The sequence below is a fragment of the Aeromonas sp. ASNIH8 genome (genome assembly GCF_002919855.1).
Taxonomy (GTDB): Bacteria; Pseudomonadota; Gammaproteobacteria; order Enterobacterales; family Aeromonadaceae; genus Aeromonas; species Aeromonas caviae.
Map to the genome: position 1 here is coordinate 1 of NZ_PQLN01000080.1, position 19,814 is coordinate 19,814.

The following is a 19,814-nucleotide window of genomic DNA, read 5'->3' on the forward strand; positions in this document are numbered from 1 at the left end:
AAACAGCTCAAGTCGGTGCTGACCAGTGGCCGCGACCAACTGCCCGCAAGCCCGCTGAGCTACCCAGAGTTACCGCAAGAGCACGAGAACATCCGTGGCCCCCAGAGCTTCCACTAAAGAGGATACGCCCCATGACCCAACAAACCCTGACCCGCCTGAGAAACCTGAAACTGACCGGCATGGCGGATGCCGTGCAACAACAACTGGAACATGCGAGTACCTACGAAGGGCTGCCCTTCATCGAGCGGCTAAGCCTGCTGGTCGAACACGAACAACTGAGCCGGGAGCAGCGTAAGCAAACTCGGCTGGTCAAGCAGGCAAGGCTCAAACTCCAGGCCACGGTGCAGGAGCTGGACTACCAGTCAGCACGCAACCTGGAGCGGTCACAGGTAGCAAACCTGGCCCAAGGAGAGTGGCTGCGCCGGGGCCAGAACCTGCTCATTACCGGCCCCTGTGGCTGTGGAAAAACCTACCTGGCTTGTGCGCTGGGCTACCAAGCCTGTCAGCAAGGGCATAGCACTCGTTACTACCGGCTGCCACGTCTGCTGCTTGAGCTGAGCCAGGCCAAGGTAGATGGCAGTTACGCCAGACTGTTGGGTCAACTGGCAAGGATAGAGCTGCTGATCCTGGATGACTGGGGACTGGAAGCGGTGAGTGCCGAACAGCGCAACGCACTGCTGGAGATCATGGATGATCGGTATGGGAAATACTCGACGATAGTGGTCAGTCAGCTGCCAACTGAAGAGTGGTACGCGAGCTTGGGTGACAACACCCTGGCAGATGCGATCCTGGACCGGCTGATGCACAACGCTCACCGGCTGCCACTGAAGGGAGAATCGATGAGGAAGAGGAGAAGTGAGTTGACCCAATCTGAACAGTCGAGTTAGAAACGAGATGACGTGAGCGCGTTAAGGATCAGGGTGTTCACGTTGGCCGGAATGGCTGTTCAACTTCGCCGGAATACGCATCTGCGCCAGTTCACCTTATTTATGCTGTAAATCCACCAGCTCGAACAACGCCTTGGGTACGCCACCGTCAGCAGCCTTCCCTAACCTATCAAAGCAAAATTAAGGCCCACACAAAGTGGCAAACGCTGGTTGCTGCATCTGACACCTGGTAGCCCACATGCCCGCACCGTCACCTTACAAGTGCGTTGGTCTGGGGTTCAGTGGCAACTGCTCACCATCAGCAATGCTGACGACTGGCGCACCATGAGCCAACCGGTGGATGAGATCTGCGTTGATCCCAAGCGCAGGTGTTTCTGGCATTGCCAGGCAGGGCCGGTCCCGTTCACCGAGCAGCCCAGGGTACTGGCCAGCTTTCTGGCTGACCTGCAACGCATTTGTATTCATCGCGGTTTTACCGTGGAGAGTGACCCCTTACCCCATCAGGAAGGTGCCGATGACCAGAACACTGCTCGCCCTTGAGCTGGAGGGGGTTCACGACAACGGGGGGCAGACCCAGGTGGTGCTGGACTACGGTCTACGGGTCGATGGCTACGCCCTCTATCTGCGCTATCAGACCGAACGGGGTGACGCACTGGCCGAATGGCTGTGCGATCACCCGGAACGGGAGTGGCTTTATGGCATCGGCAACCTGCTGGCCACCAGTTACCAGATCCCGTTGCACGACCTGACACAGCAAAGGCTGCGCTCTGCCAATCACTGACCCACTCATCGCAATCACCACCCCCCTTATCGCAAAACACACCCCACCGGCCAGTGGGGCGAACGCTTTTGGAGAATGAATCATGTTGCATCACAAACTCAGTGCTGGGGAGCAACCCGGCACTTATCGGGTGACCGACTTAGTCACCGACGACGACTTGCTCACCATCGCCCAGGCACTGGCCCGCCAGAAGCTCGCCAAAGGCGTGGCCCTCACCGACAAGCATCTGGCCCACCACGCGCTACAAGGGCTGCTGCAAACGCGGGATCGCGAAGTGTTCGCCGCACTGTTCCTCGATAACCAGCACCGGATCCTGGCCTACGAGGAGCTGTTTCTCGGCACCCTCTCCGCTGCGACCGTCTACCCCCGCGACGTGGTCAAGCGGGCGCTGCACCACAATGCCGCCGCGCTGATGCTGGTCCACAACCATCCCTCAGGTTACCCAGAACCCAGCCGTGCAGATATCGAGATCACTCAGCGACTGCAAAGCGCCCTAGCGCTGGTCGATATCCGCACGCTGGATCATCTGGTGGTGGGGGCGGAGGGCGTGGTGTCACTGGCAGAGCGTGGACATTTGTAACAGTTGCGCCGATCAGGCCGTCCTTTTCGGGAGTAATGAGCATGGTCTGCGATGACCTGTGCAAGGACCCACCCTCATTTGGAGTAAAAACATGAGCACGATAGGCAGTTGGGGATTACACACCCAGGTTCAGCCCCGTTTTGGCGCACGAGCCATTGTCGAACGAAGCGGAGTCTCCCTGCTCTGGGATCGCAGCGGCGTCTATGGCGAGGCCGACGAGCAGTGGCTCACCGACATCGACACCGTTTTACCGGGGTTTATTGAGCGTCTTAGCAAACTATTTCAACAAGGGGAACTGCTGAGCGACCAAGATAAATTGGTAACATTGAGGCAAGGGGAATGGGTCTGCCTGGCCAATCCAAGGGCCAGCTATGGCTACCTCTATCTGGATGTCTACCGGCAAGAAAGCGGCAATGTTCCAGCCACAGAGGCATAAAGTCGACACAAAGGGTGAGCCACAGACTCACCCTTTGCCCAAAACTTCTTTTTTTGGCTCTCTACTGAACCCCTAATGCCTTGTAAACGGCATCAATCAGATCAAACTGACCGTTACCTGATTTTGCCGGTGCTAGCCTTCCTTGGTAGACTTTGCCACCCATTCATCGAACACAAAGCCTCTAATGAAGCTGCTCAACACTTACGACGACAAAGACGAAGCCGAAATTGCATTAACCAAGATCACGGGTGAAAAACGCTTGGCCAGTGAACGTGATAGCACAGTTGTGATCTATAACCTGTTCGGCCAGCCCACTTGGGGTAACTTTCATCGGCTCGGCATGTTCGATTTGCCTGAGCTGCAGAGCATGTTAGAACAACGAAAAGCAGGGCAGCCAATTGATACCGCCCGCCATCGTGAAATTCTCTCCATGCTGCGTTATGCCGCCAGATCTTTCGAGCTCACCATCCCCGAGCATTGGTTATAAAAAGGCCGGTTTCCCGGCCTTTTGTTTTTTTACTCTTCAAATTCAGCATTGCCAAACTTGAGCATACTGCAATTCTCTTTGATGGCTCGCTGCAAGTTGGCATCAAACCCTTTCCCTGAACGGGCGTTAATCTCAATTGAGATCTCCACATCCACTCCCAATTGGCTGGTGAAGTTTTGCACAACCTCATCCATCAGCGTGGCAAAATCCATCTTGGCCTTGATGGGGTCAATCCTGACCGAGCCATAGAACCGAGTTTTCTCGGCGATTGGAGGCGTAGGCAATGGACACAAGCCGTCTCCACCAGCTCCTTTTTCCCCATCAGTCCCTGTTGTTTTTTTGGTGTCGTTATCGCCGTCTTTTATAGAGGGCTTATCGATTTCCTTTTGTTCTTCTGTCTTACTTTTCTCTTTGTCCAGCTTGTCTCGATAACGTAGGGCTGCCTCGCGGTTTATCAGCAGGCTGTGCTCATCGATAAACACGGTGGCCGCTTTGCCAAAAGCAAAGCCCTCAAAACGATCTTCACGCTGGCTAGAGGCAAAGGCGAAATAGTCAGAGCCCTGGATAGCAGCTTCGATGCAGTGGCGCAATACCGAATCATTGACCAAGCGCGGCATATAAAGATACTGGCAAGCATCCTGCCACACCTTCAATGCGCTAACCGATTCAGCGCCTTTGCTGAAATAGTACTTATCCAACAAGTTGCGCAAATGAACGGGTGACCACTCTTTGATCAGCCACTCCTCTTCAATCAATCGGTTCTCAATCTCTTGGATCAATTTGGGCGCGCCTGAAGCGATCTGAGCGACCTCCCACTCCAGCGATTCGCCGGGCTCCTGCAACGGGGCTAGCAACCACTTGTAGGTATCGCGGATCAAGCTATCAAACTGCTTTTTCGCACCATCGCGGTTGGCTTTAGCCTGGGTCAGATGCGCCAGATCCTGATTGAGCACGCCGTTTTCGATATCGGTGACAATGGAGTGCCAAGCCAAGTAGGTTCTGCCTTGATCTTTCAAGCGACTCAGGCTGTCATAATCCGCAGCCAAGAAGAGCAGGCGGTTTTGCTTCACCCGAGGTTGCTCACCACGCTTGAGCAAGATGGCTTCTGCTGCTTTGAAAGCCTGATTGGTGCTACTGCTACGGCTGTATGCCGACAACCCCTGAGGTTCCAGCACCACCAGCCGTGGCCCATTGCCATATTCATCCGGCACATCGCCAGCAGGGGTAAAGACATGGATGCCAGCAAAGCCGTGCTGAGCACCAAAGCAGCCCGTCACCGACTTTTTCAACAGGGGGAGCAAATCCTCACGTTCGCTGACATTGCTCTTACGCGTTTCCATCTCCCGCCGCAGGTTTGGCTTGGTATCGAGCCACAGCCGCTCTTTATCGCCATAGAGATAGGTCAGGCGGTCCCGTAAGCGGGTCAGCACATCCTTGAACGTGCCAACCGTTTGACCGGGAGAGCAGGCTCCGAGCAAGATCCGCTCCACTTCCAAACCACGGTGCATCTGATCACTGGAACTCGGCGCACTGCCCAAAAACAGCGTGCGCATCACTCGGCGGGCAGCATGATATTGCCCAAAGCGCGTGTCATTTTTATCAAGATCGGCGGCTTCCGAGCGAACACCATCCACCTCTTTTTCGATGACCGGCTCCCACCCTTGAGGCAGATAATGGATGCTCTTGCCGCGCACATTGCTGTCATCAAGGGGCAGCGAACCCGGCATGATCAACGCATCGCGATTATCCGCTACCCACAAACGGTGGATCACGATGGCCATATACTGCAACACACCACGGGTACGCTGGAATTTGTCCAGGGTTGACCAGTCCTCATAAAGACGGTCGAAGACTTCCGGGTGGATGGGATATGACTTGCACAACCGATCGTAGTAATGGCCTGACTGCGTTTCGTTCGGAAAATCCGGTGCATGTTGGCGATAGAAATCTGCGTATTGTTGCGCAATGCCTTGCACCTGAGCTGGATCACCGGCTGATTCAAACAGGCGGCGGCGCACAATTTCAAACGCCTCTTCGGTTGCAACCGGCTTCCAGACCGATTCAACACGAGCAAAATACTTCTCAAGGGAATCAAGCGCCTTCTGCCCCATCGTGCCGCCGACTTCCAGTGCGGATTCTGGCAAAGAGGCCAACAGCATGGCGTTGGGTACAGCCTTCATCGCCTCGGTCAACGCCTGAATAAAGGTGATATTGGAGTCAAAGGTCCCGGCATTAAACTGCTTGCCCACCTCCAACTGGCGCAAGAACGCCACCAGCTCATCCATCAAGACGACGCAAGGAGCAGCCTTGGTCAGTAACGCAACCAGCAACTCCTTACCCGGTGAAGTACCATCCCGATCACTGTCAGCAACCAGCTCATAACCCTCGTCGCCCAACAGTTGCCAAGCCAACTCACCCCACAGGGTATTGGCCCGCACTGCACCATGCTGGCGCGGCTGACTCACCGACAAGTTGATACCATCGATCACCGCGACTCTCGCGAGCGGCAATTGATCGATCCCGGCCGCATCCAGGATCGGCGGGATGCCCTGCAAACGATCCGTGGTCACGTTGCGTGATGCCAGATGATAAACGGCCAACATGGTGTGGGTCTTACCACCACCAAATGCCGTTTGGAGCTGAATAACCGGATCGCCTCCCTTGCCAGCCAACCGCTCGGCAACGGAGCCTAACAGCAGCCGCATCCCTTCGGTGATAAAGGTACGCGCAAAGAACTGCTCGGCATCTTGATACTCCAGCGGGGCCTTGCCGTTAGCCACTTGGGTAATATCTGCGGCAAACTCGGACTGTTTAAACGTGCCTTCCAGCACATCACGATGGGGGCGCGCAATCTCGCGCCAGGGTTTCAGACTCATTGTTAAGCCTCGTGCAATAAACGTTGAAGCCCTGTAATCAGAGCCTTAAAACTTGTTGAGCGATGAGCCTCATCCAGACGAAGGTAAGGGGCGATGCTTCTGGATCCGCTCAACTTCTGGTATGTGTTTTTTGTGATTTTTTTCAGTTCTTCAGCCGCGTTGACTAAGCGATCAGGATCACGAAATTTCTGGTTTCCTTGTAACTTGGCTAACCCTGTCAAATTCAATCCTTGTTCAACTGCTGCTAGATCACCCAGATAAAAACTTTCCAGTTCACGACAGGCGATTCGGATCAAGGAGTTCGGTCGACCTGCCTGTTCACACAAAGTGAATAATTGTGCTTTGATGTCCACGCAATTACCCGAGTCTTGATCGCGCATCACAACAAACAGTGCATCCCCCTGCCAACCTCGCAAACGCATCACCAGTCTCTTATGGAGATCCTGTTTTCCTTCAAAAACAACAAAGCGAAACTGAACATCAGGAAATAAACGAGGGATCACTCCCTCCAGCATGGCCCTAGCGGATGGCTCCTCCAAGCAAAAAACCACTGTCGTCATTGAGGGTCTACTCCCTCAAAGAAGCCATGTTTCCACAGATAACCTAACTGATCGCCTTCAGCCATATAGGCAGCCACCTGCTTATTATCTCTGGCTCTGACAATCTCGGTTGCCCCTTGTTTTTTTACCAGCCAATAAACAGAGTCCAGCTCGACTGCATTAAGAAAATCAGGGGAATGGGTAGAGACGAACACCTGGCCACCGCGCTGGGCATAGGCGCTGAACTCTTCGGCCAGTTCCCACAACAACCCCGGATAAAGTTGATTTTCAGGCTCTTCAACACACAGCAGAGGATGGGGAACTGGATCATAAAGCAGCACCAGATAGGCAAACATCTTGATCGTGCCATCCGACACATACCGCGCCAGAAAAGGGTCCTCAAAGGCACCATCTTGGAAGCGTAATAGCACGCGCCCCTCTTCTGTCGTTTTAGCATCGACCTTGGTAATGCCAGGAACTCTATGTGTCAGCTTGTCCAGAATGGCGGAAAAAACCTCCGGGTATCGGCTATGTAAATGCTGCGTCACCAGAGAAAGGTTATCCCCTTCACGAGAGAGGTGTTCGGCATAACCAGCCTCTTGTTCAGGACGAGCCCGATTGATATGGAAATCAGAGATATGCCAATTTTCGATCAGGGTACCGAGCGTGACGACAGCCGGGAACTGGGCAAATTGTGCTAACCCTTTAATCGCCAAAATGTCCGGCGACTTCAATCGCTGCTCCTCTCTTACCAATTGATTAACATCTTTGACTTTCTCAATTTCGTTGGTAACTGCCACACCAACACCGCGAGAAAAGTCCAGAAAATGCCATGGCTGCCCACCGCTACCGCGTCGGTACTTCAAAATTTCGCGCTCAACTATCGGGCGGCCGTTGTCTTCACCAATCTCAAGAAAATAGGTCACCAACGGGGCTGTATCATGCTCACGAAATTTAAGCTCAATCTCGATATTGCCTTCTGCCCCGCGGCTTTTTACCTCCTGAAAGCCCCGACTTCCCCCGGCTTTCACCAAGGCAGTATGCAAATTGCTCGACAAGGCTTCACGCAGAAAATCAAATACCCCAAACAGGGTTGATTTTCCGGTTCCGTTTGCCCCCACCAACACACAAAACTTGGGGATCCCCTCCATCTGTGTGTTACGGAAGCTTTTGAAGTTCTTTAAGCTGATCGACTCAATATGCATACGGCTGTCCTGTGTTCATGTTGTTGGCGAAAGCCAATCAGAAATCAAATCCTTGTTGGTCGCCAACCTGACCGCTTTCGGCCATAGCGCCTTGCATCGCTTCCCATGCCATGACCAACTCGTTATAGGCACGGGCGTCGCTGGCCCAGCCTTTACGTTCGCAAAGGGTATAGAGGCGATAGGCCAAGGAGCGGATGGCGTCGCTCTTGCTTGGCATCAATGCCAGCATGGCCCCGGCAGCGCTGGCGCCTTGGCTATTTAACAGGCGAATCAGTTGATGCAACCCCTCCCACACCGGGGTGCGGCTGTCGCGCTCAGGTGTCCAGTCGCTCGGCAGCTCTGCCCATTTGAGCAGACGCAGGTCCCCTTGTCCGGCCTCAACGACCCCGGCCTCGACCAGGCCCGCGACGCTGGTGCCCTTGGCGCGGGCCAACACATCGGCCTCGCCAAATTTGCCCACCCGCCAATCTTGCTGCTCGAACCAGTGCAAACAGAATTGGGTATCCGCATCGAAGTCATCTTCGGCGAGGAAGCGGTTGATGAGTTGCAGCGCAGTTTTGACGCTCATGGTGCTGCCGTCGGCTTCCAGCACGGCGGCATATTTGCTGAAGATCCCCATGCCGGGGCCGATAATAGCTTGTGATAAATCCACCGGCGCGACGGCTGACTGGTTGTTGCCATGTGCATCGATGCCACCCTGCGTCATCTCATCCAAGGCATCGGGCAGCACGGCGTTAAGCTCACGAATAAACTGACGGCGGCTAATGGTGTCGGCGCTGGCCAAGCGCTTATTGCACACCAGTACCACGCTGGAAGCCAGCGCGTTAGTGCCAGAACCAATCATGCGATTTCCCATCTCGGTACGCATCGGCCAGGTGCCGCTAATGGCAAAGCCGGCATCGATCACCGCCTGCAAGAAGGTTTCCCAACCAGCGCTGGAGGTGCCGTCCGCCTTGGTTTCGGACTGCTTAAAGGCGTAGTAGATGGTGACCGGGAAGGCGGGGTGAGCCTGCTCGGCCATCTGGTGGATCGCCTTACCCATACCGTCCAAGAAGAAGGCTTCGGCCCCCTCTTTGCCACCGTGGCGATAGGGCGTGGCTACCAACTCCTCAGCCTTAGGTACCGCCATGGTGGCATAGAGATTCGGGAAGATCGGCCGTAACGATTTACGTAGCCAGACATAGAAAAAGTCCGACAAATCGGCGTAGCCGATATTGTCGTAATAGGGGGGGTCCGATGAAATTACCTTATTGCGACTAACAGTCTGTGTTTGAGCATCAGACTGGCTTACATTACCTCGTCCAGATGCTGGCAAATATTCACTTAATACTCGGATACCTTGATCCAGTGCATTTTCGTAGCTACCAGCCGACCCACCGATGAAGTTTGCTTCTGCAAAATCCCAGGTCATGGGAATAGCTTGTCTTCCAAAGGTATTTCTCAAGCTATCCCTAGTTGAGTCCCAGCCACAAATTGATGAGCCCCGGTCGCTCATTTTATTGATACCAAAGCTAAGATACACCCCCACCGCCTGCGCATAGGCTGTTGCGCCGGTGCCACCAGCATCGAGACCGATTCCATCGTCCGCCATCCCAGCAGAGCAGGCATCTTCATGGCAGCGAGCAATGGCTTCACCGACCAAGTCAGAGAAGGTGGTCAGCGCGACTAATTGGCGGGGGGTGAACAAATCCCCCCACTCTTTCAGACCATAAGGTACGCAGGTACCCCCTGTCAGTCTTGCAGGAACTAACCCCGAAGGACGCCATTCAGGCGGTTGCACTAAAGCAACTTGCTCCTGTTCATCCATAGGCGATAAATAGACTCGACCTTTTTTGCCCTCTAGTACAATAGCCATCAGGCGCTGAGACATTCGGCCTGCTTGCCCTTCATCTTTAATGTAAGAGCCTGTAATTGGAGTATTAGAAATTAGACACTGGAAATTGGCACCACGTCCTTCAGCTTTAGTTCCTGTCTTAGCTGATTCCGGCGGCGTACCCACCTGGACGGTAAAACGATAACTATCTCCTTCCACCACAGGTTCGACATAGGCCTCTTTGCCTGCCTTGGAGGAAAGAACAAAGGTCGAGGCCAGCGGCACATCGACATGAGAAAACGCCGGATTCGGGCTTTTTACGGTCCGCGCCCATAGCCAGGCAATGACCGTCAGCTCTTCACCCAAGTAGGGTTGCAGATCCGGGCGTTCTGCCACCATCTCGGCGGTAATAGCGATCTTGGGATAGAGATGACCAATGCGCTGTTGCGCCTCGTCGCGCATCCAAGCGCCGTAACGGCGCACATCCTCCGCTAGCCCACGGGCACCAGACCAATCTTCAAACGCATCTTTGGTCGCTTTTTTCTTGCTTGTCTTATCGCTGGCCAGCTCAGGGCCTATCGGCGCACGACCGGCAAATTTAGGCGGGATTTCGATCATCGCCTTGTTGATGGTCACCGCGACCGGGTTCAAGTCCGAGGCATAGGACTCCAACCCCAGACGCTGGGCCTCCAGCGGCAGCGCACCGCCACCGGCGAACGGATCGTGAAAGCCCGGCAGTTTTTCCGGATTAAACAGCTCGGCGGCCTGCGGGTGATCCTTGTTCAGCGCACAGATCTCGCGCCAGCTCTCCTTGATGGCCGCTCGCGCTTCGTTCAACACGGTTTCGTTGTTGGTGTTTTCCCACTTGACCAGCTCGCGCAGGATGTTGAACAGCTTTTCGCGCTTCTTGGCCGCTTCCTGCTTATTCACCCCATACTTGAAACCTTCACCCTGCTGATAGCCAGGATCATTGACCATCTGGGCAAAGATCACTGCTCTGGCTGCCGCCAGCGGACGACGCGCCCACCACAGATGCAGGGTCGACGGATGGCCGTGACGGATCGATTTTTCCCGGGCTGCTGCCGCATTGATATCATCCAGCGGCAAGGCCACTTCGATCAGTTTTTTGGGGGATTTGATTTGAGTCATACGAGTTCTGGGGCCTCACGCTGCAATACTGTTTCGGCGACAGGGCCGAAGAATTGGCGAGTTAGTGAAAAAAAATGGTTTAGCTGATGATGCGCCGTCGGCACTAAATCAAGGTGTAATAGCTGATTAAGATCCCAGCCTTTGGTGAGATGTTCTTCTTGGAGTTGCTCTAGCTCGTCCCACCATTGCTGGCGTAAATTCACCAAGTAAGGGCTATTCAGGTTGAGCAAGTCGATGCTGTATTGAGCCCGCTGTTGCTCACCTGCATTCAAATGAATGGAGGGTACCACTCGACCATCCGACATATAGGCAAAATAGCGCGCACAATCTGGTTGGTAACAGTGAACAAACCGAGCCATCTCCACGCCAGCTTGTTTACCCACCGCATGGCCACCAAAAACATCGGCCTTCACTCTCGACGAGACTGTGTCAGAGCTGAACGCACTTGCGGCGAGATTGGTTTCATCAAAGGTGCGGGTAGGCACTTGGCTTTTGTTCTCTACATGTTCGATGTGATAATCAAGCCCCAGTAGATCAGCGCGCACCTCGCTGTAGCAACAAAGTTGATATTGCTGGTTGCATAACCGGGACAATAGTTCGCGCTTGTGGCCAAAAGAGGACCAACGGCTTGTCGCTTGTTCCTGTGTGTGTGGTGGTGTTTGATGAGCCATTGCTAGGCCATGCACATGCAAACCAGATTGGTTGACATATCTCATTGCTTTGCATCCAATCCTTTCAGCCATTGTTGACGGGCGATACTGCGCTGCAATCGTTGTAACTGTGGGTGCCCAGCCCCCAGCACCATCAGCAATTGAGCCATCAGTCCCTTGGCTTCTTCCTCATCGCCCAATCCTTGATCGACTAGCTCGGTCAAGCGAAGCAATAAACTTTTTTCGTCAATCGGTGGCTGAGGATCAACCAGCATGACCGTGCGCAAGACATTATTACTCGGCTCACCGTAGGTGTTAGCTAGAGGGATTGCGGCAATCGCATTGCCATTGACATCCTCACCCAATACTCGAATTGATTCGGTACGCACAGTGCTGATTACCTGCGGGCTATGGGTGGTGACGATAAATTGGAGATTGGGAAATGCCTGCTGCAACGAGGCCAATACTGTCTGCTGCCACGCTGGGTGAAGGAACATGTCCACTTCATCGATCAGTACGATGCCTTGGGTTTTGTGCGCCGCATCCACACCTAAATGAGGGTTGAGCTTGATACAGCGAAAGGCAATATCCGACACCATGGCAACCATATTACGCAGACCATCGCTGAGCAGGGAAAGCGGCATATAGCCCAGTTCGGGATGCTCCATCACCAGTTGCTGGCCCATGCTGGAGCGGTATTGCAGATCCCGCCAGCCGGTCAGCGAAGTTGTGAGGGTGTTGATGGCACGCTGCACGACTTCAATGGCAGCCGCGAAGTTGGCCAGCGCACTCTGATCCGGCTTCTTAAGTCGATTCTCCAGCTGATCGATTTGCAGCTCGCGATAACTGCGAAATACCCAGCCATACCAGGTTTCAAACTGCTTATAGCTAGAGGTTGCCGTTAGACAGTTCTGGTAGCCCCAAAGGCGGGAAAACACGCTGGTATCGAGCTTTTTATCTTTTGCTTCAGAGGTATAGCGCCCCTGATACCAGAGGCGCCCAGTTCCTAAATAGACCACCAAGGGTAAATCGATAGCGTCTATGTTGGCTTCCTGCCCTTTATAAATCGTTGACTGGAATTTCTTTGCGAGCCGAGTCAGAACTTGTGTCGACTGATCCCCCTTGGTTTGGGTTCGTGGCTTGACCTGATCGCGGCTCTGTTGCCAGTGGAGCGGACGCGGCTTCTGATCCTGATTGGGGATACTACTGGTCTGGGCCGTAATCTGGCTGGGCAATATCGGTTCCATCTCTTGTTCACGGCGCTCAAGACGCACGTCTTCAATCTGAATAGTGGCCGACTTGCCGGTTTGGCTGCCCAGATCAAAGCCTTTGACGAACGGCCAAAGCGCAATGCGCACCGCATCGAGGATCGTGGTCTTGCCCGCACCATTGGGGGCAATCAAGACAGTCATCTGCGGATGAAAGGTCACATCCAGCAGCTCAAAACAGCGGAAATTTTTTAAGGTAATTTGTTCAATTTTCATAAGCTACCTTCGGCATCGGTGGCGCGCGCCAGCAAATCCGCCAGATCGTAATTGATGCTCGCCACGCCCATATCCGGCTCTTTGGTAAAGGGCTGGCGAATATAGAAGGGCACCTCGGTGTTGTCACCCTCTACCAGCACAATGGCCAGCAGGAATTTGTCGGCCTGGTTGAGGGCATAGAGGATCTCGTTGCGACTGACGGTGATGGTGGTTTGCCCCTTGCTGCGCCCTTTGACTTCGATATGCCGGTCTGGTTTGAGTGAGCCATCGGCATTCAACTGCGGGCGAGCGGTGATATCCCAACCACATTTATCCGCCGATACGTCGATCACCATGTGGCCGAGGGCTTGCTCGGCCTGCGTCACGGCCTGCATTGCAATCTTCTCGATATGGGCCCGGCTGGCGGCATCTGGGCTAAAGATTGCTTCGCCTTTGCGTTTGGCCAGTAAACCTTGTGGGATCACTAAGGCACTGCCAATCACCACCGGGGTGCTAGAGACCACCTGCTTGAGTGCGGTGAGCTCTGCCGTGCGCTGTTGCAGACGTGCGGTCAATTCATCGACTCGGCGACGAGCGTTTTCGGGCTGCATTTTGGGTTGCTTGCCCGCTTTGACGTCATCGCTCAATTTCAAGAAGCGATCCTGCCAGTAGTTGATCTCTTTGATCAGTCGCTCATGCACAGCCGTGAGGGTTTTATCGGCTTGCAGTTCACGGCGCGTTTTCACTTCCGCAAAGTGTTCTGGCACCAGCTTTTCAGAGGCCAGTTGCAGCGCCAGCGGTTCGAGTGGCTGAGATAACCAGGGTGAGTGCAGGATATCCTGCACCAGTGCCAGATCAGCATCCGCTATCGGTTGCAGGTCTAAATGGGGGGCCCAACCGGCATAGCTGGCCCGACAGGCAGTATCGATGGCGACAAACTGCAACCGCCGTGAGGCGACACTCTTGGCTTGTTCGCTGGTTTCGCGGATTGAGTGCTCCAGCATCATGATGAGGCGAGGTTCGTCCCCTTCATCGGCCGGGTCCACCAGCACAGCCCCCTGCTTGAGCTTGGTGCGATGGGCTTGCAAGGTGAGATCGAGCAGCGAGTGCATCAGTGGATGTACGGGATGAAGCAGTTCGGCCAGCACCTTGCCGGTGGGCCTGATCAGCTGCTTTTCAAAACAGACGCGTTCATAACGGGACAACACAGGGGTGCGGCTTTCGCCGATGCTGCGATCCCGTTCGCGGATCACCGCTGGGACATGCTTTATTTCATAGCGGCCCTGTTCACGCTCCCTCAGTTCGCCGTTTAATCCGGCAAAGGCTTCTTGGAAAAACGCCCGAATAAAGAACGGCTGCAAGCGACGGGCTTCTGCTTTTTCCATCTGCTCTTTGATGGCGTAAAGCCCCTCTAAGCCCATATGGGATTCAACCAGTGCGTTGCGGCGCATGATCTCTTTGAGATGGTCGCTATCGAGTGCCCCTTCAATGACCTGATCCATCTTGGCGCGCACTGCGGGATCTTCACCATAGCGAATGGCGTCGATCAGCAAGTCTTTCAGAGAGACGTTATCAAAGGCTTCACCAAGGATGTCGAACACCTTACCACCCAAGGCTTTTTTTTCTATTTCCAGCTTATCAAACAGCTTTTGGAACACTTCCCCTTCACGGGTTTCATTGGCCACGATATTCCACAGGTGGCATACCTCTTTTTGGCCGATCCGGTGAATACGGCCAAAGCGCTGTTCGAGGCGGTTCGGGTTCCAGGGCAGGTCGTAGTTGACCATCAGGTTGGCGTTTTGCAGGTTGACGCCTTCCCCGGCCGCATCGGTCGCAATCAACACCAAGACGGTGGGATCACTGCGGAACTCGCTCTGGATCTTGCGGCGCTCATCCCGATTGGTGCCGCCGTAGATGACCCTGACTGCTTTGGGCTGACCCAGCAGATCACTGACACGTTGGCGTAGGTAATTCAGAGTGTCTTTATGCTCGGTGAAGATAATCAGTTTGCGACGACTGCCGTCGCGGTTCTTCATCTCGGGGGAGTCTTGCAGCAGTGATGAAAGCTGTTCCCACTTTTTGTCATTGCCAGACTGCACCAGCGTCAGCGCCTGCTGCTCAAGGTCTTTGAGTGAGTGGATCTCGGCGTCCAGCTCAATGATGGTTTCTGCTGCGGTGGCCTGATCTGCCACCTGTTCGGCATAGAGTTCGTACTCTTCGGCACTGAGATCTTCATCCAGCTCATCCCAGTTATCAGGCAGATCGATCTGTTTGGTGATGGTGTAAGTGCCGAGTGTTTCAGCAACACCCGCTTGTTTAGCCTTCTGGCCACGGGCTAGCAGCTTCATCTCAGCAAGTTTGTCTTGCAGTCGATTACGTCGGCGCTTCAGCGATTGATAGATTGCCTCCGGGCTGGAAGCCAAACGCCGTTGTAGCTGGGTTAATGCAAAACCCACGGTGGTTTTTTTCTTGTTATCGAGCTTGTCGGCCCGATTCATCTCTTCCCTGACGTACGTCGTTACCTGCTCATAAAGGCTGGCTTCAAGGGGGGAGAGATCATAGTTGGCCGTGTAGGCGCGGCGCTCAGGAAACAGGGGAGTGCCGTCGAAGGTGAGCAGCTCTTCTTTAACCATCCTGCGCATCATGTCGGTGATATCGACCTTGTGGGCGCCTTCGCGGAACTTGCCATAGAAGCGGTCGCTGTCGAGCAGTGACATCCAGACTTGGAAGTCTTCCTCTTTGCCATTGTGTGGGGTTGCTGTCATCAGCAGGAAGTGGCGGCAAATAGACCCCAGCAGCTCACCAAGGACGAAGCGCTTGGTTTTGTTGATTTTGCTGCCAAAGTAGTTGGCTGAGAGTTTGTGCGCTTCATCGACGATGATTAGATCCCAGTCGGTATTGCGCAGCTTCTCTTGCAGCTCTTCGCTACGAGAGAGTTGGTCCAGTCGGCAGATCAGGCGATCGGTTTCAGAAAAATAGTTACCGGTCGCGCACTGCTCTTGTTTTTCTTTGCTAAAGATCTCAAATTGCAGACCAAATTTTTCAAACAGTTCGTCCTGCCACTGTTCAGTCAACGAGCCCGGCGAGACCACCATGACCCGTCGAGCATCTGCACGAAGCAGCAGTTCAGAGATGAACAAACCCGCCATGATGGTTTTGCCCGCACCTGGGTCATCGGCCAGAACATAACGCAATGGCTGCTTGGGTAGCATGTATTCGTAAACTGCTGAAATCTGGTGCGGTAGTGGGTCAACGTTCGCCATGTTGACCGCCATCATGGGGTCAAACAGTGCAGCCTGCGAGATCCGGTAGGCTTCCAAACCAAGTTTAAAATCTGCCCCTTTTGCATCAAATGACCAAGGACGGCCTACTGTGGCCAGATCCAATGCTATCTCATCGGTTCGGAACAACATTCGCTCAGCTAGATTGCCACTGCTGTCTTTGTAATAGACTGTCAGCGCATGTTCACCAATAGGTTCAACTGTCACAACTCGCACCACTTGCCCTTCGACAATGCCGCGAACCTGAGCATCCTTTTTGATTTCTTCGAGCTTGAGCATATTGTTCCTATCGATGGTCTGGCAGATAACGGGCTGGGGTAGGCAATGTCAGATCTTGGCTGGATCGAGCCCTGCCGCTTTCAAACGTGCAGTGAGGTTACGCATCTTGCTAAATTCGGTGCCAAGACTCTCTTTGAGTTCCACTTTTTCGCAAAACTCTTTAGCCGTCACGTGCTTGAGTTCGTCGGCATACTTGAGCATTTGCAGGTGCATTTCGACCATGTATTGCTTGCGAGGTGCAGCTAACAAGGCACTTTTGATCTGCTGGTAGATCTCTTCCTCAGTCACTCAGGGACTCCAAATCGGCAGGGCACAGCTAATTTAGCTAAATTAGCTTGCAGCCCCCTAAATGGCAAGACTGAAAAGTCTCAAATGTGACTTTCAACTCATACAACAGAACGCATTTACAGTGCATTCTCAGGCAAGATGCCCCATCACTCTCCTTCGAGAACCGCAGGCGGCGCACTCTGACCATCACACCTGACTTGCCCCAGGGAGTTGGTGCGACAGATGGTGCCATCGGAGGCGCGCAGGTTGCCGAGGCTATCCTTGCGCCAGGTGACCGTATCGCCGGTACCCGGATTGCTAACGCGCACATTGCCCAGGCTGTCTTTGCGATAGGTGGCGCCTTCGCTGCTGCGGACATTGCCGAGGGAATCTTTACGCCAAGTGGTGCCACTTTGCGAGTCTCTGACGTTACCGAGACTGTCTTTCCGCAGGGTGCCGCTCTTGCCATCGTCACACTGGTAGCGGGTATTGCCGAGGCTGTCTTTACGATAGGTGCAGTCAGCGGCCCCAGCACTCTGGGCCACCAGCAGCAACAATAAGACCGCACTGAACACAGTGCTAGATAAGAGTGACATTTCATGTCCTTGGGGCGGATTTTCAAGTTGGCTCAGTATATGTCGTCTGTATACTCATGCCGATACTGGTTACATTAACATGTCGCATTTTGGAGCACATATGCCCCCTAAGGCTCTCACTTGGGATCAGACCCTGCGCTTTCGACTACTTGAGATCGTGCTGCTATGGGAAGGCCGTCTTACCACCAATCACCTCTGCACCGCCTTCAACATAGGACAGCATCCGCTGCTCTACCCGCTGGTGCTGGCAAACCGGGACGAGTTGGTAGCCAAGGGCTGCATCTTCAAGCTCCGAAGCCCGGATTTGCGTGAGAGTTAAGGGACTTAGAGTGTTCCCAGAATAAAAACATGACTACAGGAAGGCTAGCCCCGTTTGTACCTACTTACTTGCTCAAGAAAGTAGCTGCCCAGTTCACCCTTATGCTGGCTTGCTTCGCTTTCTGCGCTGGCCAAGTGACCGTTGCGCTCCTTCCATACGGCATATGCGGCAGCCTTCTCGACCTCGACCCGTTCTTGCTGCTCTTTCGGTAGGGCACACAGATTGTGACCCATACTGACCTCTTTGTTATTTATTGGTGCCATGGTACGCCATCAGTGATATGCGGGACTTGCGCTGGTTCAAAGGTGGTGCGCTATAATACCTGTATATAAATACAGGTGTTGTTGCCATGAAGCTGTTAACCCCAGACCCATCACCCGCCGAGGTGACCATCCCGCTGTTCTTGCATCGCGCCTCTTGTGGCTTTCCCAGCCCAGCCAGCGACTATCTGGAAGGGAAGTTGGACCTCAACACCCACTGCGTGTCGCACCCTGCAGCAACCTTCTATCTGCGTGCCGAGGGGGAAAGCATGACCGGGGTCGGCATCTTTCCCGGTGACTTGCTGGTGGTCGATAAGAGCCTCACCCCACGCCATGGTGATGTGGTAATTGCACTGCTTGACGGCGGCTTCACGGTAAAGACCTTGCAGCTCAAGCCTAGGCTGCGGCTGTTGCCAGCCAATCCGGCGTTCGCGCCTATCGACCCTTGTATGAGTCTCTCCCTGGAGTTGTTCGGAGTGGTCACCCATGTGATTGGCAATCTGAGGCAGCGTGATGGCTATAGCGCTCGTTGATGTAAACAACTTCTACGCCAGCTGTGAGCGGTTGTTTCGCCCTGAGCTGCGTGGCCGCCCGATCGTGGTGCTCTCCAACAACGATGGATGCGTGGTGTCGCGCAGCCCCGAAGCCAAGGCGATGGGTATCAAGATGGCCGGGCCCTACTTCAAGATCCGCGAGCAGTTCGAGGCGCATGGCGGTGTGGCATTCAGCTCCAACTACGCGCTCTATGGAGACATGTCTGGCAGGGTGATGAGCACGTTGGAGACCATGGACCCCGAGCTGGAGGTCTACTCTATCGATGAAGCATTCCTGTCACTGTCGGAGTCGTTTGCCGGGGACCTCATAGCCTATGGGCAACAGATCCGGCAGCGAGTGTGGCAGTGGACCGGCCTAACGGTAGGGGTTGGGATCGGCCCCACCAAGACCCTTGCTAAGCTGGCCAACTATGCAGCCAAAAAATGGCCTGCCACAGGCGGCGTCGTGGATTTGCGTGACGAGCTGCGCCGCGCACGGCTGATGGCTATCACCCCGGTGGACGAGGTGTGGGGCATAGGACGGCGCTTGGGAGCCAAGTTGGTGGCACAAGGCATCAACACCGTTGCTGACCTGGTGGCTAGCGACGCCAAAGGGTTACGCGCCCAATACGGCGTGGTGGTCGAGCGAATCGTACAGGAGCTGCGTGGCCTGCCTTGCGCAGAGCTGACCGTTGAACCGGCGGCGAAGCAGCAGATCCTCTCGAGCCGTTCCTTTGGTGAGCGCGTGACTGACCGTGGAGAAATGGCCCAAGCGTTGTCAGGCTTTATGGCTCGCGCAGCCGAGAAGTTGCGGGCCGAGGGGATGTGTTGCCAACGGGTGCACCTGTTCGTGCGAACCAGCCCCTTTGACGAACGAGCTCCTTACTACAGTGAGCAGGCTGGCGTCCGACTGGTCTGCCCTAGCGATGATACCCGGTTGCTGCTGCAGCAAGTGAACGTGCTGCTACCGCAGATTTGGCGCGACGGTTACCGCTATCAGAAGGGGGGCGTCATGCTGAGTGAGTTCACCCCCAAGGGGCAACAACAGGCAGATCTGTTTGCCCCGTCCTCCGCTCAATCGGACGCGCTGATGGCAGTGATGGACCAGATCAAAGCCAAGGGATTGGGGCGAGTAGGCTTTGCCAGCCAAGGTACGGGGTCGCCTGAGTGGATGATGCGACAAGAGCTCCTGAGCCCCTGTTACACCACCCGCTGGGAGGACCTGCCGGTGGCCAGGTAAGTGGATACAGTAATGTGCCTACCGTTTGCTAGATGTGGTACCCCACGTGGTACCCCAATACGAGGTTTTAGGATGATTTCTCAAGATCGACAAGTCGCGGCAGCAGACCGCGAGGATAGGCGCATCTCCTCCCCTCTGATAATCTGCCGTGGCCACGGTAGCCAACTATCCCG

18 protein-coding genes are annotated in these 19,814 nt (G+C 54.5%); 8 read left to right on the forward strand and 10 right to left on the reverse strand.

Annotated elements, in window-relative coordinates:
• Window positions 1–131 precede the first annotated feature (131 nt).
• The 5 genes from istB (at window position 132) to C3418_RS17740 (ending at window position 3,171) form a co-directional block, all read left to right on the forward strand.
• Window positions 132–887, forward strand: coding sequence for an IS21-like element ISAs29 family helper ATPase IstB (gene istB, locus C3418_RS17715; RefSeq protein WP_103858982.1), 756 nt, complete (start codon window positions 132–134; stop codon window positions 885–887).
• Between the two features lie 514 nt (window positions 888–1,401).
• Entirely contained in the window at window positions 1,402–1,668 is a 267-nt protein-coding gene (locus C3418_RS17725) for a hypothetical protein (RefSeq protein WP_041211638.1), read from the forward strand.
• An 82-nt stretch (window positions 1,669–1,750) separates the two neighbouring features.
• Window positions 1,751–2,248, forward strand: coding sequence for a DNA repair protein RadC (gene radC / locus C3418_RS17730; RefSeq protein WP_041212667.1), 498 nt, complete (start codon window positions 1,751–1,753; stop codon window positions 2,246–2,248).
• A gap of 91 nt (window positions 2,249–2,339) precedes the next feature.
• Window positions 2,340–2,684 (forward strand): type IV toxin-antitoxin system YeeU family antitoxin, encoded by a 345-nt coding sequence (locus C3418_RS17735; RefSeq protein WP_103858984.1) that lies wholly within the window; start codon window positions 2,340–2,342, stop codon window positions 2,682–2,684.
• Window positions 2,685–2,868: 184 nt separating this feature from the next.
• Window positions 2,869–3,171 carry a hypothetical protein gene (locus tag C3418_RS17740; RefSeq protein WP_103858985.1) on the forward strand — a complete coding sequence of 101 codons (303 nt, stop codon included), beginning with the start codon at window positions 2,869–2,871 and terminating at the stop codon, window positions 3,169–3,171.
• Window positions 3,172–3,200: 29 nt separating this feature from the next.
• Here the strand turns inward: C3418_RS17740 and C3418_RS17745 are convergent, their stop codons facing one another.
• The 9 genes from C3418_RS17745 to C3418_RS17785 all read right to left on the reverse strand — a co-directional run bounded on the left by C3418_RS17745 (window position 3,201) and on the right by C3418_RS17785 (window position 17,289).
• Window positions 3,201–6,047: an ATP-binding protein gene (locus tag C3418_RS17745; protein WP_103858986.1), complete on the reverse strand. Its 2,847-nt coding sequence runs from the start codon at window positions 6,045–6,047 to the stop codon at window positions 3,201–3,203.
• 2 nt (window positions 6,048–6,049) lie between these two features.
• Window positions 6,050–6,607, reverse strand: coding sequence for a DUF4276 family protein (locus C3418_RS17750; RefSeq protein WP_103858987.1), 558 nt, complete (start codon window positions 6,605–6,607; stop codon window positions 6,050–6,052).
• Window positions 6,604–7,791, reverse strand: a complete 1,188-nt coding sequence (locus C3418_RS17755) for an AAA family ATPase (RefSeq protein WP_103858988.1) — start codon at window positions 7,789–7,791, stop codon at window positions 6,604–6,606. The genes C3418_RS17750 and C3418_RS17755 overlap by 4 nt, the downstream gene beginning before the upstream one ends.
• A gap of 37 nt (window positions 7,792–7,828) precedes the next feature.
• Complete coding sequence (locus C3418_RS17760) at window positions 7,829–10,753, reverse strand: DUF1156 domain-containing protein (protein WP_103858989.1); 2,925 nt, start codon at window positions 10,751–10,753, stop codon at window positions 7,829–7,831.
• A complete protein-coding gene (locus tag C3418_RS17765) occupies window positions 10,750–11,469 on the reverse strand; it encodes a retron system putative HNH endonuclease (RefSeq protein ID WP_103858990.1) in 720 nt (239 codons plus the stop codon). The genes C3418_RS17760 and C3418_RS17765 overlap by 4 nt, the downstream gene beginning before the upstream one ends.
• Window positions 11,466–12,887 (reverse strand): AAA family ATPase, encoded by a 1,422-nt coding sequence (locus C3418_RS17770; protein WP_103858991.1) that lies wholly within the window; start codon window positions 12,885–12,887, stop codon window positions 11,466–11,468. Before C3418_RS17770 ends, C3418_RS17765 begins: the two co-directional genes overlap by 4 nt.
• The gene (locus C3418_RS17775) at window positions 12,884–16,426 is read right to left on the reverse strand and encodes a helicase-related protein (RefSeq protein WP_103858992.1); all 3,543 of its coding nucleotides are present in this window, start codon (window positions 16,424–16,426) and stop codon (window positions 12,884–12,886) included. Before C3418_RS17775 ends, C3418_RS17770 begins: the two co-directional genes overlap by 4 nt.
• A gap of 48 nt (window positions 16,427–16,474) precedes the next feature.
• Window positions 16,475–16,714, reverse strand: coding sequence for a transcription factor (locus C3418_RS17780; RefSeq protein ID WP_103858993.1), 240 nt, complete (start codon window positions 16,712–16,714; stop codon window positions 16,475–16,477).
• Window positions 16,715–16,860: 146 nt separating this feature from the next.
• Entirely contained in the window at window positions 16,861–17,289 is a 429-nt protein-coding gene (locus C3418_RS17785; RefSeq protein WP_103858994.1) for a hypothetical protein, read from the reverse strand.
• A 100-nt stretch (window positions 17,290–17,389) separates the two neighbouring features.
• On the opposite strand from C3418_RS17785, the gene C3418_RS24820 reads away from it, so the two are divergent.
• On the forward strand, window positions 17,390–17,608 hold the full coding sequence (locus C3418_RS24820; protein WP_234924878.1) for a hypothetical protein: 219 nt from the start codon (window positions 17,390–17,392) through the stop codon (window positions 17,606–17,608).
• Between the two features lie 44 nt (window positions 17,609–17,652).
• On the opposite strand, the gene C3418_RS17795 is transcribed toward C3418_RS24820, so the two are convergent.
• Window positions 17,653–17,871 (reverse strand): DUF3283 family protein, encoded by a 219-nt coding sequence (locus C3418_RS17795; RefSeq protein ID WP_308457649.1) that lies wholly within the window; start codon window positions 17,869–17,871, stop codon window positions 17,653–17,655.
• Window positions 17,872–17,957: 86 nt separating this feature from the next.
• On the opposite strand from C3418_RS17795, the gene umuD reads away from it, so the two are divergent.
• Together umuD and umuC are read left to right on the forward strand one after the other, a co-directional pair.
• Entirely contained in the window at window positions 17,958–18,401 is a 444-nt protein-coding gene (umuD, locus tag C3418_RS17800; protein ID WP_024941056.1) for a translesion error-prone DNA polymerase V autoproteolytic subunit, read from the forward strand.
• On the forward strand, window positions 18,382–19,641 hold the full coding sequence (umuC, locus tag C3418_RS17805; RefSeq protein WP_103858996.1) for a translesion error-prone DNA polymerase V subunit UmuC: 1,260 nt from the start codon (window positions 18,382–18,384) through the stop codon (window positions 19,639–19,641). The genes umuD and umuC overlap by 20 nt, the downstream gene beginning before the upstream one ends.
• The last annotated feature ends 173 nt before the right edge of the window (window positions 19,642–19,814 follow it).